At 46.8% G+C, this 17,182-nt stretch carries 15 protein-coding genes; 5 read left to right on the top strand and 10 right to left on the bottom strand.

What is annotated here, in order from left to right:
- Window positions 1-12: 12 nt before the first annotated feature.
- Together NQ502_RS11865 and NQ502_RS11860 are read right to left on the bottom strand one after the other, a co-directional pair.
- A complete protein-coding gene (locus NQ502_RS11865) occupies window positions 13-1,701 on the bottom strand; it encodes a glycosyl hydrolase family 18 protein (protein WP_028528517.1) in 1,689 nt (562 codons plus the stop codon).
- A 340-nt stretch (window positions 1,702-2,041) separates the two neighbouring features.
- Window positions 2,042-2,326 (bottom strand): hypothetical protein, encoded by a 285-nt coding sequence (locus NQ502_RS11860; RefSeq protein ID WP_242830259.1) that lies wholly within the window; start codon window positions 2,324-2,326, stop codon window positions 2,042-2,044.
- Window positions 2,327-2,937: 611 nt separating this feature from the next.
- Here NQ502_RS11860 and NQ502_RS11855 point away from each other — a divergent pair.
- From NQ502_RS11855 to NQ502_RS11835, 5 genes are all read left to right on the top strand, one after another.
- Entirely contained in the window at window positions 2,938-3,675 is a 738-nt protein-coding gene (locus NQ502_RS11855) for an adaptor protein MecA (RefSeq protein WP_028528519.1), read from the top strand.
- A 98-nt stretch (window positions 3,676-3,773) separates the two neighbouring features.
- Window positions 3,774-4,457, top strand: coding sequence for a response regulator transcription factor (locus NQ502_RS11850; RefSeq protein WP_044983236.1), 684 nt, complete (start codon window positions 3,774-3,776; stop codon window positions 4,455-4,457).
- On the top strand, window positions 4,445-5,584 hold the full coding sequence (locus tag NQ502_RS11845; RefSeq protein ID WP_028528521.1) for a HAMP domain-containing sensor histidine kinase: 1,140 nt from the start codon (window positions 4,445-4,447) through the stop codon (window positions 5,582-5,584). The genes NQ502_RS11850 and NQ502_RS11845 overlap by 13 nt, the downstream gene beginning before the upstream one ends.
- Window positions 5,585-5,642: 58 nt before the next feature.
- A complete protein-coding gene (locus NQ502_RS11840; protein ID WP_028528522.1) occupies window positions 5,643-6,317 on the top strand; it encodes an ABC transporter ATP-binding protein in 675 nt (224 codons plus the stop codon).
- The gene (locus tag NQ502_RS11835) at window positions 6,314-8,794 is read left to right on the top strand and encodes an ABC transporter permease (RefSeq protein ID WP_028528523.1); all 2,481 of its coding nucleotides are present in this window, start codon (window positions 6,314-6,316) and stop codon (window positions 8,792-8,794) included. The genes NQ502_RS11840 and NQ502_RS11835 overlap by 4 nt, the downstream gene beginning before the upstream one ends.
- Before the next feature lie 66 nt (window positions 8,795-8,860).
- Here NQ502_RS11835 and NQ502_RS11830 read toward each other — a convergent pair whose 3' ends face one another.
- The 8 genes from NQ502_RS11830 to NQ502_RS11795 all read right to left on the bottom strand — a co-directional run bounded on the left by NQ502_RS11830 (window position 8,861) and on the right by NQ502_RS11795 (window position 17,107).
- Complete coding sequence (locus tag NQ502_RS11830; protein WP_028528524.1) at window positions 8,861-12,496, bottom strand: leucine-rich repeat protein; 3,636 nt, start codon at window positions 12,494-12,496, stop codon at window positions 8,861-8,863.
- A gap of 30 nt (window positions 12,497-12,526) precedes the next feature.
- Entirely contained in the window at window positions 12,527-13,150 is a 624-nt protein-coding gene (locus tag NQ502_RS11825) for a hypothetical protein (protein WP_028528525.1), read from the bottom strand.
- 12 nt (window positions 13,151-13,162) lie between these two features.
- Entirely contained in the window at window positions 13,163-13,507 is a 345-nt protein-coding gene (locus NQ502_RS11820) for a hypothetical protein (RefSeq protein WP_028528526.1), read from the bottom strand.
- Between the two features lie 3 nt (window positions 13,508-13,510).
- Window positions 13,511-14,005, bottom strand: a complete 495-nt coding sequence (locus NQ502_RS11815; protein WP_028528527.1) for a hypothetical protein — start codon at window positions 14,003-14,005, stop codon at window positions 13,511-13,513.
- A 2-nt stretch (window positions 14,006-14,007) separates the two neighbouring features.
- On the bottom strand, window positions 14,008-14,160 hold the full coding sequence (locus tag NQ502_RS11810; RefSeq protein ID WP_156887905.1) for a hypothetical protein: 153 nt from the start codon (window positions 14,158-14,160) through the stop codon (window positions 14,008-14,010).
- A 137-nt stretch (window positions 14,161-14,297) separates the two neighbouring features.
- Window positions 14,298-15,791: a hypothetical protein gene (locus tag NQ502_RS11805; protein WP_028528528.1), complete on the bottom strand. Its 1,494-nt coding sequence runs from the start codon at window positions 15,789-15,791 to the stop codon at window positions 14,298-14,300.
- Between the two features lie 18 nt (window positions 15,792-15,809).
- Complete coding sequence (locus NQ502_RS11800) at window positions 15,810-16,847, bottom strand: CpaF/VirB11 family protein (protein ID WP_028528529.1); 1,038 nt, start codon at window positions 16,845-16,847, stop codon at window positions 15,810-15,812.
- An 83-nt stretch (window positions 16,848-16,930) separates the two neighbouring features.
- On the bottom strand, window positions 16,931-17,107 hold the full coding sequence (locus NQ502_RS11795) for a hypothetical protein (RefSeq protein WP_156887906.1): 177 nt from the start codon (window positions 17,105-17,107) through the stop codon (window positions 16,931-16,933).
- Window positions 17,108-17,182: the final 75 nt, after the last annotated feature.

Below are 17,182 nucleotides of genomic sequence, written 5' to 3'. Positions count from 1 at the left end.
TCCCCTTTCTGTCTACTGCAGGTATTTGCTGATCACAGCCCACACACTGTTGTTCTGGTATCCGAGCTGCCATGACGCGACACCTGCCAGGTCATATGACTGAATCAGTTTCATTTTTTCCTCGACTGACTGGTCATCTTCCAGCCAGATCTGATACAATGCATCATCTCCCTGAAGCTCAGCTACATTCTGTCCGGCTTCACCGTCCCAGTATGTCTCCATCTGATGCTCCCTCACATAAGCGGCAGCTGTATCCATTCCCATTGTCTCGCTGGTAATGTTGCTGGATCCATACGGCTGAGTCCACAATCTCGTATAAAATGGTATGGCATTGATCACTTTCTCTTTCGGTACCTCTTTCAGTGTCTGTTCAATTCCATCTTTCACAAAAGGCAGGGAAGCAACGGATCCCGCTTCCTCCGAACCTGAATAATGCTCATCATATCCCATAATAATTACGTAATCCGCCATGATCCCCTGTTCTTTCAGGTTGTAAAATTCATTGTATGGCTGCGGAACGGGGTTGTCCACAGACAGTACAAGCTGTGCTTTTCGGCACGCAACAGAAAGCTCCCTGATAAACTGCACATAGTGCGGCGCACTGTCTTCCGTTATGCTTTCAAAGTCCACGTTGATACCGTCCATTCCCGTCCACTTAGCCGATTTCATCAGCTGCTGTATGATTTTCGTCCGGTTTTCTGTGACAGAGAGAACATCGAGCGTACTGACTTCAGTATTAATATTTTCAATCAGTCCCCAGACCTCGATCCCGGCCTCATGCGCCTGCTTCACATATGCCGGGCTAGCCAGAGACTGTAGTTTTCCTTTATCATCCGCAAAGGTATACCACGTCGGTGAAATTGTATTGAGTCCGGTACAGCCTTCAATCTTAGACGCAAGTTCCTGATTGCCTTCACGGTTCATCATCATGTGCCATCCCAGATTGATCTTGTAATCTTTCCGGATGCTGGTGTATTCCAATCCCTGAGTCTTTACAGCGGACTCTTCTTCCCGCACTCCGGAAATATCTTCATTTCGGATATAGCCGGTATATCCGTCACTCGTAGACACTTTTGTCCAGTTCTCCATCGACTCCAGGTAATACAGGGCATCTCCCTTCTTTCCCTCCGTCAGGATCGGGCTTTTTATGCCGCCCTTCTGCCGTATCTCATAATCGGAAGACGCATCAACCATCTGTACGCTGCCGGCTTCTGTACTGATCACGACCCTTGCCGGATCCTCATATGCCTCGCAGGACATATCACTGTATTTTTTCAGAAACTCAAGAGAAACATAAAAAACATCACCTTCCGATCTGATCATCGGAACCTCTTCCTTTTGTGTTTCCCCGGCAACCAGATATTCCGTAATGTCCGGTGTCAGTGTGATCACTTCTTCAGGAAGCGTATAAAGCATGACCTTGTTATTTGCATCCCAGTAAAACCTCTGGTTTATATATTTACTCACCGTGGCGTCCTGTATATAGATGTTTCCATCGATAAATTTCCCTGCATCCTCCAGCACTTCCCGGTTTACCACAAGTGCCACATCCGTATCCTGTTCCAGTCCAAAATATTCACTGCCGTCCATCTTCTCATTGCTCGGTGTAAACCTCTTGATGACAAATGACAACACACCGGCTGCCGCTACCAAAATTATCAACAGAATGACAACCAGTATCGGAGCTGCCTTTTTTTTCATTCCGTCATACCTCCCGCTGTTTATTTTTATCCCCTCACGCAGGTTTCGTTCCCGTTTCCCTTTCCTGCTCATTCCTTCCGCTTCAGGCACTTCGTCCCTTACGCGTAAGTATCTCAAGAGCTTCGTTCGGCTTCCCTTTCCTGCTCATAAGTTACATTATAACAATATATCTTTTGTTCGTCATTACCTATTTCGACATTTTAAGATTAATTTCATGTAACTGTTCAGGACGGCGGGGGAATTGGTGCAAAAAGCTGCGTCAAGCTTGCTTGTAAGTCGCGCACCCGAAGCGCCAGCCGTGCAGAGCGGGGACTCAGTACTTTGCTTCGGGTGCAGCATCCTATTTCTTCGTAATCAAGTCAAACTGTAAGGTTTCCACTCTCCCTTCTTCGTCCTGTACATAATCGCGCATATACGCCCCATCTTCCGCGATGCCGTGTGCTTTCATAATAGCCTTCGGCGTACTTGGCCTTCCGTCCAGCATCAGCAAAACCCCTTGAGCCTGATATGCTTTCAGCTCATTGAGCAGGGCCTCATCCTTCTTTTTCTTCTTTTTTCCCATTTTCCATGGTATGGCACTTCCTCTTTCTCGTGATATATTATCTTTATCTGAGGCCAGCCACATCTCCTTTCCTGCTAATCTGCAAACCAATCCCTGGTTCTGGAAAAGATGACATCAAAAAATAACGGTGCCTGCTGACGGGGTTTATGTTCATAAAATTATGGTATAATTGGGTAATACGGCGACACGCCTTTGAAATTAATTGATTTAAAATATGAGTTCGTTTAGATTGGGATGTAATGCCATCTTTTCTTAAGTACCATTATACTAAATTCGGAGGACATTGCAAGACTTATTTTTCCCAAATCGACAAACCGTAGCGAATCATGTTATTTTATGTAGTTTAAATATGCTTTCTAAGCAGATGTTGCTGTAAATTTGTATAAATTATTTACAAATTAATGTTTTTAGTCATAAATAACGAATATATTGAATAACTTAAATTCATGACCATAATTTTCTTTTCATACATTTGTACAACCATCTGTTTCCTGATAAGGTATCCTCTGCCTGATTTGGCATTATATAAATTTTCATGTAGAATCTGAAAGTTTTCTTAAGCACTTTACATATTCTAATAGGGTGGTATATAATATAGTAGGAGCAGAATATATCGATGCAGGTTTTTCCTTCCTTGATATAGAATTCATCATGAATGGATAGGATGTGATAGTATGAAGATTGAAAAGATCAACGACAACCAGATACGTTGTACGCTTACCAGTGATGATTTAGCCAACCGTGAAATTAAACTTAGTGAATTGGCTTACGGTACCGATAAAGCCAAGAATCTATTTCGAGATATGATGCTGAAAGCTCAAAATGAGCTTGGATTTGAAGCAGATAATATTCCTCTTATGATTGAGGCAATTCCGGTTACTCCGGACAGCATTGTCCTGATCATAACGAAAGTCGAAGATCCTGAAGAGCTGGATACACGCTTTTCCAAATTCACACCGACATCTGAGATTTCTCTGGATGTTTCTGAGACGCCTCAGGTATCTGGTGCCGATGACATCATTGACATTTTTCAAAAACTTTGTGAGGCGAAGTTAAAAGGACGAGCCGCGAAAAAAGAGACCAAGGAAGAGACAGCTCCGACTTCCGAACCCGCAGTGAATCTGGTTCGCCTGTTCAGTTTTCAGTCACTCGACGATGTAATCGAAGCGGCACACGCCTTAAATGGATTTTTCGAGGGTACAAATTCCCTTTACAAGAACCTCCAGCAAAAAACATTTGCGCTGGTTCTTCACCAGTCAGACCGTACACCGGAAGAATTCAATAAGATCTGCAACATGCTTTCAGAATACGGCATTGGGAAGGCATTTTCTGCAGCTGGTGAGGCATATCTGCTGGAACACGGCGAAACGATCATTAAAAATACAGCATTACAACAACTGGTTCAGCTTTAAGAGAAATGAAAAACGGTATAGCTACGTGCTATGCCGTTTTTTTCTTGAGAAACATTTGAGATTTATATGAGAAAATGAAATATACAGCATTAAAGGAGATGAACATTTTGTGCAAAAAACTCTTACTTGTAGATGATGAAAGAGGTGTCGTCGATATGCTCAGAAGTTATTTTGAAATGTCCTCGTATCTGGTCTATACAGCGTACAGCGGCGCGGAAGCACTGCAGAAGGCTTCCTGTCAGCCCGATTTGATTCTTCTTGACATCACAATGCCCGAACTGGACGGCCTCACAGTCTGCGAACGCCTCCGTACACACATTTCCTGTCCGATTCTTTTTCTGACTGCCCGCGATGATACAGCAGATAAAATCAGAGGATTTCAGGCAGGTGCGGATGATTACATCGTTAAGCCCTTTGATATCGACGAGCTGGGGGCAAGGGTCGCGGCACATATTCGGCGTGAAAACAGAAAACCGGAGCATTCCACTCTCCGTTTTTTTAATGATATGACTATCGATTATACGAAACGGATACTTACGATAAACGGAACCGCCGTCTCGTTATCAAAGAGAGAATTCGAGATCGTAGAATTACTATCCCTGAACGCAGGTCAGATTTTTGACCGTGAACGTATCTATGAACGTATATGGGGAATGGATGGATCCGGCAGCAGCGATACGATCATGGAACATATCCGGAAAATCCGGGCCAAGTTCGCCTCCGTCTCGTTTCACATATATATCGAAACTGTATGGGGGGTTGGATATAAATGGATTGGATAAAGCAGATGAGCCTAAGAAAATCGTTGTTTACCCTGACGTTTATCAGCATTATCGCCGCCTTCATACTATCCGTGGCTGCTTTCTGGGGGTGTATAAGATTACGCGGCATTATCGCGCCTGAGGGAATTATGATCGATCCGCACACGGCAGTCATGACAGAGCTTCCCGCTCCTTCGGAATCCGCCCTTCAGTTCGCCGGTGTACTGGAAGCCCTTCAGTTTATTCTGCCTGTTTTATTCTTTGTCACTGCACTGATTCTCACTTCCTCATTGTTCTATCGCATGAAACTGAGAGAACCCATAGCACTCCTCACAGACAGTGCAGACCGCATCATGGCAAACGATCTGGATTTCACCATCCGCAGCTCCTCATCGGATGAGCTCGGGCAGCTCTGCCGCGCTTTTGAGTCTATGAGGGAGGCTCTCCTGTCAAGTACCCGGGAGCTCTGGCGGCAGAATGAGGAGCGCAGACAGCTGAACGCTGCCTTTTCACATGACCTGAGAAACCCGGTTACGGTATTAAAAGGATCGGTAAAGTTAGCCCGGAAATGCATACTGAAAGACAGTCTGTCTATAGATACCCTCATGGAGACTCTGGCACGCATGGAAGATTACACCGACAGAATCGCACACTATGTGGAGACGATGAGCAGTATCCCGCAGCTGGAGCAGCTGCCTCTGCATACGGAAACGTTCAGCTGGTCCGTTCTTTCCTCCGAACTGAAACATACCGTTCATCTCATCGCTTCCAGCGCAGATATACAAATACAGTTCTGCAGTGATGCATACGATGGTAACATATGTCTTGACAAATCCATCTTGTTTCAGGTCTTCGAAAACATCACCGCGAATGCGCTCCGTTTTGCCTCCTCAAACATATGTATATCTTGTTCCGTCAGCAAAACCCAGCTGATCCTCTCGGTATCCGATGACGGCAGCGGTTTTCCGGATGACATGCTAAAATGTGGTGTTCGCCCCTTTATGAAGACGGGAACAGAACCTGAACATTTCGGAATGGGGCTCTACATTTGCAGTGTATTATGCCGAAAACACGGCGGGACTCTGAGGATGGAAAATACAATGCACGGAGCACTTGTCACTGCAACGTTTCATATCCATAAGGTTTGAGAATTTTTTGAGATTGTTCCTGTATACTCTCCTTATCAAAATAATAAGGAGAGTTTTTATGGATATCAAGGTACAAAATATCACTAAAATTTATGGCAGCGGCGCAAATCAGGTAACTGCCCTCGACCACGCAGATATGAGCATTGCCACCGGAGACTTTATTTCTATCATGGGCCCCTCCGGCAGCGGGAAAAGCACACTGCTCCATATCATCAGCGGGCTGGACCGTCCGACCTCGGGCAGCGTTTTTTATGAGAACACAGATATCCACCGCGGCAGTGACAAGAAACTTTCTGCTTTTCGCCGCCAGAAAATCGGCTTCATCTTTCAGCAGTTTCATCTTCTTCCGGTATTAACGGCGCGTGAAAATATCATAATGCCGCTGCTTCTTGATAAAAAGCAGCCGGATGAATCATATCTGCATCAGATATCGGAACTTCTGGGGATCCAAAACCGGCTTTCTCATCTGCCTCACGAACTGTCCGGCGGTCAGCAGCAGCGCGTCGCTATCGCACGTGCCCTGATCGCACGTCCGGATGTCATTTTCGCCGATGAGCCAACCGGCAATCTTGACAGCAGCAGCGGAGCAGAAGCGCTGGATATGCTGTGCAGACTGCGGCAATTGTTAAATCAGACGCTGGTGATCATTACTCACGACTCCCGTATTGCGTCCATGGCAGAACGCAGATTCACCATGATCGACGGAACACTCTCGGAGGTGACGCCATTATGAAAACATACGTCGGATTTGCACTCAAAGAACTGAAGGCACAGAGGTTAACCTCCATCCTGATTCTAACAGCCGTCTTTCTGTCGACCGTAATGACAACAGCAGTCGGGCAGTCCATCGGCACCTTGCAGGCGATGCGCATCAGTCAGGCCTCCTCCCTGAACGGAGACCGTTATGCCTCATTCCACCAGCTGAGCAGAAGTCAGATGCTGAAATTAACGAATGACAGCCGCATTTATGATGCCGGCAGTCTTATCAACGTGGGGAACGTCCCGCTGAAAAACAGTGGTCTTACACTCTTTCTGCGTGAATATCTGGACGGATCGGCAAATGTATATTCCACTTCCTCCGTGATCAGTGAGGGAAGGCTTCCAACTTCCGCACATGAGATCGCACTGCCGGAAAGCGTGCTTCCGTATTTAGGTGAAAACCTGAGAATTGGAGATCGTATCACGCTCAATCTGAGTGTCTCTCTGCTCAGGGACACAAAACCTTCCTTCGAGTACTCTGCCGACTTCACTGTGTGCGGAATACTTAAGGACAATTATGCCGGATATGCGACGGGAACCGTCGATGCGATCGTTGGCAGGGGAACTTCCAAGTCCCTGCTGCCAAAACGTTATCTTCTGTACTCTACTGACTTCAAAACCCACAGCACTGATAATTTTCAGCCGATCATCCATCAGCTTGCGGACGAACTGGATGTTCCCGATGAAAACATACAATACAACTGGGTGCTGTTGGACGCCCTCGGCGTCCCTTATGAAGCATCCGGAAGCTCTGATACGAACTCCGGATTTACCTTTATGACGGCTGCCTGTATTCTTGTGGGAATACTCGTCCTGCTGGCGGGGGGACTGGTTATCTATAATATTATGAAAATTTCCGTTACCAAACGCATCCGTGAATACGGTATACTTCGTGCCATCGGCAGTGACCGCAAACAGTTGTATGCAATGGTGTTTCTGGAAATCCTCCTGTTATGTGTGATCGGTATTCCCTGTGGCCTTCTCGCAGGCCTGTACTCCGCAAAGGGAATCCTGATCGCCGCAACAGGAATCCTGAATCCGGATCTGTTCCTGGTAACCGGAACACAGGAACTCAGCACCGCAATCGCCACAAACAGTTTTGGAAAACCACTCCCTCTTACCGTAAGCACCGTAATCACTTTCCTGTTCACCGTTTCCGCCGCATTCCCTGCCGCCAGATACGCCTCCCGCGTATCCCCGGCTGCGGCAATGGCTGGCCGGACCGTTAAAATCAGACGGCGCATCCGAAAGCATAAAAGGATCTGGAGCTTTGAGTCATACTGCGCCCGGTTGAATCTCAGACGAAACCCGGGACGCACAAGTATAACTATTCTTTCTCTTATCATGAGCATTACTGTCTTTGTAGCTCTCCAAAGTTTTCGCGGACTGTTGGATACGAGCCGAAAAGTACAGGAAATCCATCTCGGCGATTATGCTGTCACAAGTGAAAGTGTTGGATTTCCTCCCTCGTCTGTAGAGGAAATGAAAAGTCAAAAGCTGCTGAAAAGCCTGTTCACGACAAAGTTAAAGCTCTATGCCCCGGACAAATCTGGGCAGCTTCCCATTCAAACAAGTCTCCGCCTGAATCCAGGTGAAACTCTTCAGGTTGCGGGACTGGATGATGACCGCCTTACAGGCAGCCTGAGTAATCTTACGGAACAGGATGTATCTGATCTGTTATCCGGAACCGCCTGTCTCATAAAAAATCCGATTTCTGTTTCATTTGAGGGACAGACAGCGAAACTCACAGAGCTGCATGCAGGAGATATCTTCACTATCGCCGGAAAAAAACTTCGAGTGATTGGGGTTATCGATCAACCGGTTACTGTCAACAACGAAGGCTTTACCAACGGTATCCAGATCATTGTCCGCAATCATCTGTACAACGAGCTGACAGGTCAGGCCAGTTACACGGAAATTTATCCCGTACTGCGTGATCCTTCAGACGCTGAGGTATTTGAAGCCTGGATGGAAGACTGGTGTGGCCAGAATCCCGGAAGCCACTGGCTCTCCTATCGTCAAACGGATGCCCAGATGGAAAAAAGTTTTGAGCAGATCAATTTACTCTGCTGGGGTCTGATCCTTTTCATCGGTCTTATCGGAATCTTAAATATTATTAATACTGTTTACAGCAATATTCACACCCGAGTGGCGGAGATCGGTATGCAGAGGGCCATCGGAATGAGCGCAGGCAGCCTTTACAAAACTTTTTTGTGGGAAGGTGCCTTTTATGGAATCACTGCTTCTTTTGCCGGATCAATCTTGGGCTATATCTGCACACTGTTCGTGGAAGCTGCCGCATCTGATCACCTGCATCTGTCTGCAATTCCATTTGCCGCCATCCTCACAGCATCTGCAGTCTCCGTACTGTCCTGTATCCTTGCAACTGTGATACCGTTACATTCCATCTCAAAAATGGACATTGTCACTTCTATAGAAACACCGGATTAAACTTCTGTGGTATTAAGCTGAAAGACCAACCTGCATCAGATTGGTCTTTCCGTCTTCCGGCAGACGCTATTCATCCTCCTGCGGAAATTCTTTCAGGAAACCCTCCAGACCGTCAGCCGTCTGGCTGTTGCCGATTCCCATCTCTCTGATATACTGTTTTGCTCTCATAATTTTATCATTTGAAAAACACCATTTTCCCTGCAAAATTTTCCATTCGCCTCCTTCACTCTTTGTATTGGAAAATGCTTCCGTAATCCGGTCCACGTAATCCTGCTGTGTATACCATCGGGAATCCTCGTGAAGGCCCCCCTCATCCTGTCCCATCAGATAATATTTTTCTGAGATAAACCGTACTTCTCCTTCCGCATCCGGCAATGCTTCCGCCTCACCGTCAATCACTGAAATGGTGATGCTGCGAAATGTCTCTTTTCCAAATCTGTCCAGGACATGGTAGGTAACAAGAATCTCTCCCGGAGTTTTAAAGGCCTCGCCATCAAATCCGACAACGCTGAGGTTGTCATTAATATCCACCAGCTTTCCATCAACCATCAGTCCCAGCGCCTTTGCCTCATCGTCCTCCACATCCGCAGCCGAAGCGAAACTCCGGACAAGCTCCTCTGTCAGCATTCCATTACGAACCTCATCCAAAAGATAGGTGCGGTCTGATGCCTCAATTTCCGGAGGATAATTGAAACGAATCAGTATCTTCAATTCTTTATTCGTTTCATTTCCGGCACTGTCTATTGTATGATATGTCACCCACAGCGTCTGATCGCCGTCTTCCTTTACTTTACCCAGCTCCTCAAAGGACACATGAAAATCATCTTTGCCCTGCATCCCTTCAGGATAATTCCTGGTTAATGTACCGTCATCACTGCGGATTTTCCTGATGTCCAGCGGAAGTTCAATACCCCGCCGGTTATCTTCCAGATCCCGGACCTTCACCTCTTTCGTCAGTTTTTCTTTTGTGATTGATTCCCCTTCATAGTATACCGGCACATTTTCTCTGCTGACATCCGGAGCATAATCCCAGATGGCATACAGGTCCGGCTGCCCCAGTACCTTAGCTGTATCCTCCACTTCCATGGGCAGTTTCGCGTCCGGAAATCTGACATTTTCGGCAAACGCCTCCGGTATCTGATCCCACCCGGCAAATACTGCCGTCTCACCTTCCGTGAAATGGATCTTGTCATCATTTCCTCTCACCGTGTAAGGGAAGTTTCGATAAGTCTTTTCCGTCAACTGTTCCTGCGCTTTTGACCGATAATTTGAATGATAGTTGATTGAGATTTCATCTCTGAACCTCGTTTTCACGGTATTGCTTTTTTTAGATGAAGATCCACCTCCTCTGGTCAAAACAGATACCGACTGATTCTCCGTATCATAATAACCCGTCTCGCTGTTCAGCCACACTTCATAATCCATCGGCTGACGAACCCGGACATGAACCTTAAAATGATATGTCACCCCGTAAAATATGGCTGAGGCGGGTGATTTCACCTGAAAGGTCACGTTCTGATCATCATGTGATACCAGAAATCGAAATGTCACATCCTTCCCCGCATCATCCTCAACCTTTGCGCTGACAAATTCCAGGCACTCTGGCAGAATATCTCTAACCGTAAAATCACTGTAATAATAGTCAGGCTCTTCTCTGGGGATATTTTGTGATATCGTATAAAAATATGTTTCACTCAGAGAATCCAGTGTGTTCTCCTGCACCGCCTTCTCATCATGATCTGTAACCGTCATGGCGGGCACGGGAAGTGACGTCTTAGCCATTCTTCTGGCTGAAAACCCCTGATACCCGGGATTCAGGTTATCGACAAAATATGGTTCTCTGCTCTTCCAGTAGGCATTCCATGAGCCCGCCTTTGCATAAGCAGCCGGATCAATATAAGCATTGGCGAGACCGTCTCTGTAAAAGTACCGATCATTATGATATTTGTACTCAAATACATTTGAATCAAACTCCACCTGCAGTGCAAACGGATAGTAATCGGTATTATTGACACCGCTCTTATCAATCAGAACGGGCGAAACCATTGACTGATTCTTATATACTGCAAATGTTGATTCATTGAGCACGTATATATTGTCGTATGAACTCTCCACCTTAACTCCCTGTCCATAATCGACGTCATCCAGAAGCGCGAATCCCTTAACGTTAACCTTTTTCGTCGTACTGCCATGCTCATAAAATTCGATGCGCAGTGTGACATTGCTGATGTTTTTCGCAAAAATTCCAATGCGGTCTTCCGACAGCCCCAGTATTCCAAGCCCCTGTCCGGCACCCTGCTTATATAACGTATAATTTGAAATAACAGCTTTTGCATCGATAATCTTCCCTTTATAGGTACCGACATTCCGGTACCATGCGCCGAATTTTCCTTTCCCGCTGTCGTCAGTAATGCGTGCTGTATGAAGTATTCCGCTGTTTTTGTATGCATTTTGCAGCTGCGCATTACCTGCCGCAATTCGCTTCGCCCAATCGCCCATCTCCTTATTGTCCCACGGTCCAAACGCCGTGACCTTCGTAGTATAATCTTGTTTTTCATATGCTTTTCCAGAGTAGAGAACCCGCGCACAGAATTCATATTCCCCATTCAGTGTAAACTTTTCGGGTCTGATGACGGTAAATCGGCTGTCCGTCTTCGCATATGCCGCAGGCGTCATCGTCGGATAAGCAATCGTGTTGTCCGCCGCAGCTCTTGCTGCAAATCCCATCAGAACATAATACGGATCTACTGCTATATCGGTAATCGCCTTTTCTGTCTCCGCTGTTTCCTCAGTTTCTTCCTCCGTCAGGATCACGACAATCTGAACGTTTGTTTCGGAAAACGCCGCGGCTGCCGCATCTTTATTTTCTTCAAAACAGAACACCGTCAGCAAGCCTTTTTCCCCATACGCTTTTAAGCCGAATATTTCTGTATTAAGTCCGCTGTCCCCCGTGAGCAGAACAGCCTTGAGGCTTTCACATCCGTAAAAGGCTTCATCTCCTATGCTCACGCCATCAAATGGAATTTTTGCAGTGACGGCTTCCCGATCCTTCACCCGTATAAAATCCGAACCTTTTTCAACCACCACAGCATCCTCAAAATTCACCGTATTTTTCAGCGACCTGCATCCATAAAAGGCCCCGGGGCCTATGGAATCAATGCTGCCGGTCAGTTCTATCGTATCCAGCGAGACACACCCTCGAAATGCTCCTTCCGGTATTTCATGAATGGCCTTCGGCAATTCTGCATGCTGAAGTTTCCGACACCCTTCAAACACATAACTGCCTATAGACTCCAGGGATTCCGGCAGACTTACTTCCTCCAGATCCTGCATATCGGCAAACAGGTATGATGCCAGTTCTGTAATGCCCTCTTCCACGAAAACGTTCCTGACCGTTCCTCCCCATCCGCTCCATTCTCCGTCAGGAACAGCTGCTCCATGCCCGGAAATTGTCAGCACACCGTCTTCACAATATGCTGTTACAGAGTCTGACAGTCTCCATTCCGCCGCCGGTTCCCGGATCTCCTCTGCATCTTCCGCCTGGTCTTCTTCTCCGTCTTCCGTCTCCCCTTCAGTCCTGCCCTCTTCCCCGCCGTGCACTTGAGCAGCATCTGTCTTTGCATCCGCGCAGACCGCGTACGGTACAGGCGGCAGAATTGTCAGCACAATCGCCAGAAATAGCGCAGAAATCTTCTTCCTCATAGCCATCCTCCTCGTTCCTTGTGAACCCAATCAGATGAAAACAGCTGTAAGTGTCAAATCCTGGGTTACCGGGCAGTTCTCCAGTTCACCCTCAATTCTGATATCCGGTATCCACCGTTCAAACATCATGTCCTTTTTTTCCGGTATGACTGCCGTCGCCAAAACACTTCCCAGCAGGACGCCGCTGTGAATACTTACACTCCTCACCACGTTTCCATCCACCATAAACCTCACCTTATGGTAGGTTTTATTGATATTTTTCCATTCATCGAACAATACCGTCCTTCTACAGGTAATTTCCTTACGGCTGCCTGATAATCCCCGGTATTCAGTTTCCGTCTCTACATCCAGCAGCCCTCTCACGGGATCCACATTTAATATATTTACTGTAACGTCGGAATCGCTTTCCTGCATCAGCAGAAAATTCTGGACAAAATCGGCACATACTTCCTCCGACCAGGCCTGGCCCCCTTTCCCGTTGTGATATCCGTATGTCCGATTCACTTTCAGGTTATACATCGTCTGCTCCAGTGCAGTATCCGTATTTCGTTCCAGTTCATTTGCCCTCACCGTCTGTCCTCCGATCCCAAGAACCGTAAATCCCGTGAGAAGTAACAGTATCACTGCCGTCACAGCTATTACTACCGTCCGCAATACATCCTCCTTTCATCTGGCATACCCCGTAATCTCATAGTCCTTTGACAGCTGCAGCAGCGGAACTGCGTATGTATATGACAACGTCACCTGGGCTATCCGGTTATTTCCCTCCACTTCATATACATTTACTTCGAGGCAGTCCTTCCTGCCGGCTCCGTATTTTTGTCTGGCGTCTTCTTCCAGCGCCTGAATGACTTTCGGTGCATAATTTGATGCCTCAATTTCACTGATGCAGGAAGCATGAAAATTTCTGGCGCCGGCAATATACAGGCTGCTTCCGATATAGCCGGCAGCCATCACCGCCATTAACGAGAGCAATGCTGTCATAATATAAAACTCAACACTCGTCCGCATCGTTCACCCCGCTCCATGTGCCGTCACCAGCACGATAGCTCTTTCTTTTACTTTCCTGCTGTAACTGTCCCTGTACTCAATGCTGAGAGGGTACAACTGTTCGGCATCAGTGTCCAGAATTCCATCTGTGCTCATCTTTTCACACTCAATGACAACCCTGCTCTCTTCATTTCGATATACACACCGCCCCTGTCTCATCTGATACTCTTCAAAATTCAGGCTCTCAGCTTTTCCCTGTGAATTCACCAGCGTATCCAGAAAAGAAAATGCTGTTTTCCTTTCTCCCACTCTCAGGTGAATGGGACGTGTCAGTATCACCGGCTGGTGCATAGACGTCAGCTCTTCAAGCATCGGCCCGCTGAGATTCGATGCCGTCTCTTTTTCAGGCGCCGCCGCCTTCAGATATGGAAGTACAGTATGATATAACCCAAAGAAACACAACCCCGCAATCATTAAGATAACTGTGAGCATTCCATATTCTTTTACCGTGGTTTTCATGATCAGCCTCCCAGCAAGCCATCCGCAAAAGCGCCCAGCAGGGCTTTCAGCACACCGTCCGCCCCCAGCAGGCTCCCCAGTACGAATACAGTCACACATAAAGCCACCGCCGCTGTCAGAAGCAGCATGCCGTACTCGCCAAATATCTCCTTCATTCTGTTACCTCCTTACGCGATCCACTGCGCGACGCTGTAAAAAAATTCCACAATCACCAATCCGATTATCGCCGCGGATACCATGCTTCCATATTCATCCAATACTTCTCTCACTAATCGTCCTCCTTCGTCTTCCTTTACCAGGTTAAATTTCCAGTCTTCACAGTCAGGACAATAATCAGCAAAATCATATCCACCATCATTTTTACCGTTCCGGTGACCATAGGCAGATATACAAGCATTCCCGTCCCTGCGAGCCTGTCCTCATTCTGTATCCTCTCCGCTTTATCCAAAAGAATATTATTTCTTTTGATCAGTGCGTTCATCTGTATTTCCGCGTTTCCCGTTCCTGTCTCATCCATGGCATAGAGCATACGCATCGCCGTCTTTACATCCGGCAGATCAAAGTCATCCAGGAAATGCAGATACGGATAAACAGAACCCGGTGCAGCCTGCATTTCAGAAAGCAGCTGCCGGACAGGCTCCCGTAAAATGACAGGCGCACGGTCTCTGGTCGCTTCCACTGACATAAATACATTATTGGTTTGCAGCAGAAGAACCAGTTCCATCACCCATCCCGGAAATACCTTTTGTATCTCCCTGACTGTCCGCCGCCTCGCCCCGGCCACTGTTCTCCCGGGGCCTGTCAGCATCAGGATTGCAGCCCCTAAGGATACGGCCGGCACAATGGCATGTTTGGTAATACGCCAGCCAATCATGCCAAGGATCAGCATACAGACAGTCTTCCGGACTGCTCTGCTTTGCATCAGCTTTAAATCCGGGGACAACGCTGTCTGATAATCCGCTCTGACCTTCTCCGGATCGCTTTCTTTCATCTCGGTAAACCATGTCCCGCTCAGTGCACTCTGAGCCGATGCGCCGATCAGGATTCCTGCAATCAAAAAAATACACGTTACTATCTGACTGATCATCATGCCTTTAATATCGAAATCCCTGGGCACAATGAAAGTGATCAGCGAACATATGACTGATGAAAAAATAACGGATATGAAAATCTTGTTTTTCATACGCTTTTTGTCCTGCTGCAGCGCATAGACACGTTCAATCCACATTCTTCTGTCCTCGAGCAGGATCTCAAGCGTCATCTGATAATTTCCGCCATATAGTTCTACTTTTATCAGAAATCTGTGGAGTGTATTCACCCTGCCGCACCCGTATCCCTCCTCAATGATTTCAAACGCCTCTTCATACATTCTGTCAGACTCTCCTTTGTGTATACAGGAAATGGCTCTCTGCAGCCGTTCCCCCATGTCTCCTTCCGGAAAGACCAGTGCTGTCTCTTTTAAACAGAATAAAATATTGGGCCTTTTCTGAAAAGAAAACATCATTTGCTCAAGGTAATTGTTGACATCCGCAAATCTTTTCTGTTCATAAAGACTGTGATATACAGATAGCATTACTTTCGGCATACACATCAGTACACTCAGCAGGACTGCAGCTGTAAGCGCAGGATGAAGTTCAAACCAGAGGCAGACTCCTCCTGTAGCAGCAAATGCCAGGAGGATAAGTCTCCAGAACCTGGAAAGCGAAAACCTGTATCCATATCGGTTGATTTCGGCAACCATTTCTTTTGGCCGCCGCACCTTACGGTGCGGCTCCTTTTCTTTCAAATTTTTCCCTCCTCTCCTCTAACATGCAGAAAACGGGTCCTGAATCTTTGCACGGAAAAATTTTCTGTAGAAGCTTCCAGGAATCGCACGTTTCAGGATGATTCCGTCATCTACCAGCATTTGGATTTCATTGTTTTGGGATTCTCTGTTGAATAAACAGATCTGAGAAATGCAGCGATGGATTGTCCCATCTTCCTTTGTCTTTTTGCTGATCAAAACGCCCACATTAATAAAGTTGTAGATATCATTTTCCATTCGCGCAGCCGCCAGAGCGTCCTGCATCATATTTTCGATGCGATCCGGAATATGCCTGACATCATCCGTATGCATTGTAGTCAGTCCATGATGTCCCGTAGAAAAAGCTTCGAGCAGATGTTTAACCTCCACAGATCGCGCCTCAGATAACAGAATCCACTGCGGAAATTGCCTCAGACACGCCTTGATGGCTTTAGTGTATGAAAACAGTTCCTCATGCACTTTAAGCTCTACACAGTCTTTGCCGGGATTAATTGCACGATAGTGGATTTCCAGATTATCTTCTATCGTGATCACCCGTTCGTGCGCCGGTATCGAGCGTGTCAGCCATTTGAGCAGTTCCGTTTTTCCGGAACCTGTCAGTCCGCACACGACAACGTTGCAGTGTGCTGCAATGCAGTTCTTTAAGAAGTTGATAATCTCCTTAGAACAGTAGCCCTCCTTCGCCATCCGTTCATCTGTCAGTCTCTGAATGGGCGGTGTCTTCCTGATTGAGATTGCGGTTCCCGTATGAGCAACGCTTTCGTGGATGACAGAGACTCTGAGATCTTCCGTCTCCGCTTCCAGAATATTATCCTGCGGATTAAAGTTTGCAGAAACAGCATTCTTTATCCTCATCACAAATTGCTTTTCGAACTCTTTATTAATCGTCAGATCTGCCAAATAGCGCCCCCTGGTAACATCATCCACCCATATGTCTCTGCCATTATAATTAATATCGGTCACATTATCATCCCGGATATATGGCAGCAGCGCTCCGTAAGCCTCATCCGGCAAATGCCAGTTACTGATTCTTGCCATCGCTTAACCCCTTCACAGTTTGTTTTAAGGGACAGTCTGCACCATCCCTTCGATCCCCGTGGATCTGACATTCCGTCCGGCGCTTAGAATCCTGGCGGAACCGTAACACCGGTCACTCCGGATTTCTCAATGAAATTGGTAATCGTAGCTTTTACGGCGCCGAGAATATATTCTCCTACCGGTGTAGCCGCCGCTGCAAACAACAGGATGATGATAGCCGCTACGATAATCAAACCGTATTCTCCTAAAAAATCTTTCATGTACTTCGTCCTCCTTAATTTTATTGAAGCCCTGTTCCTGACTTCTGAATTCAGTATACCGGTTTCGTGTGCCTC

Source organism: Ruminococcus gauvreauii (assembly GCF_025151995.1).
GTDB classification, from domain to species: Bacteria; Bacillota; Clostridia; order Lachnospirales; family Lachnospiraceae; genus Ruminococcus_G; species Ruminococcus_G gauvreauii.
The sequence above is the reverse complement of the archived record's forward strand: the minus strand, read 5'-3'. Positions and strand labels throughout refer to the sequence as shown.